Raw genomic sequence first — 913 nt, 5'->3', positions numbered from 1 at the left:
TGCCCGCAAAACGGAGACCACACACGATGACCCGCACGATCGTCAGTTCCGCCACGAAAGAGTTTGCAATCGGTTTTGACGAGCCTTTCTGCATCATCGGCGAACGTATCAACCCGACTGGCCGCAAGCTTCTGGCGGCAGAGATGGCCGCTGGTGATTACAGCCGGGTCGAGGCTGACTGTCTGGCGCAGGTTGCTGCAGGTGCGCACATGCTGGACGTCAACGCGGGTATTCCCCTTGCGGATGAGCCAAAGATCCTGGCTGAAGCCATTCAGCTGGTCCAGAGCCTGACCGATCTGCCGCTGTCGATTGACTCCTCCATCATCGATGCACTGGAAGCTGGTCTGAAGGTCTACAAGGGCCGGGCCCTGGTGAACTCTGTAACCGGTGAAGATGAATCCCTTGAGCGGGTCCTGCCGCTGATCAAGAAATACGATGCGGCTGTTGTGGCGATTTCCAACGACGAGACCGGGATCTCGGAAGATCCGAACGTCCGCTATGAAGTGGCCAAGAAGATTGTTCAGCGCGCCGCTGATCACGGTATTTCTCATGACCGTATTGTCGTTGATCCCCTGGTCATGCCAATTGGTGCCATGGGCACTGCCGGCAAACAGGTTTTTGCCCTGCTGCACCGGTTGAAAACCGAACTGAAGGTCAACACCACCTGTGGCGCCTCGAACGTTTCTTTTGGTCTGCCGAACCGTCACGCCATGAACGCCCACTTCCTCGCCATGGCTGCGGCTGCAGGCATGACCTCTGCGATCATGAACCCGCTGCACGAAGAAGAACTCGCCGGGATCCGGGCCTCTGACGTGCTGCTGGCCAAAGACGCAAACTGCCTCAACTGGATCAAAAAATACCGCGAACCAGCCCCTGAAGGCGAAGCCGGTGCTGGATCAGCCCGCGGAGAACG

General features: G+C 58.1%; 1 protein-coding gene. It reads left to right on the top strand.

Going from position 1 to position 913, the window contains the following annotated elements:
• Window positions 1–26: 26 nt before the first annotated feature.
• On the top strand, window positions 27–913 hold an 887-nt coding region (locus tag O4H49_RS20500), incomplete at its 3' end, for a dihydropteroate synthase (protein WP_269425293.1).

This window comes from Kiloniella laminariae, from assembly GCF_027214005.1.
GTDB lineage: Bacteria > Pseudomonadota > Alphaproteobacteria > Kiloniellales > Kiloniellaceae > Kiloniella > Kiloniella laminariae_A.
Note: the sequence above shows the minus strand (reverse complement) of the source record. Positions and strands in the feature narration are given on the sequence as shown.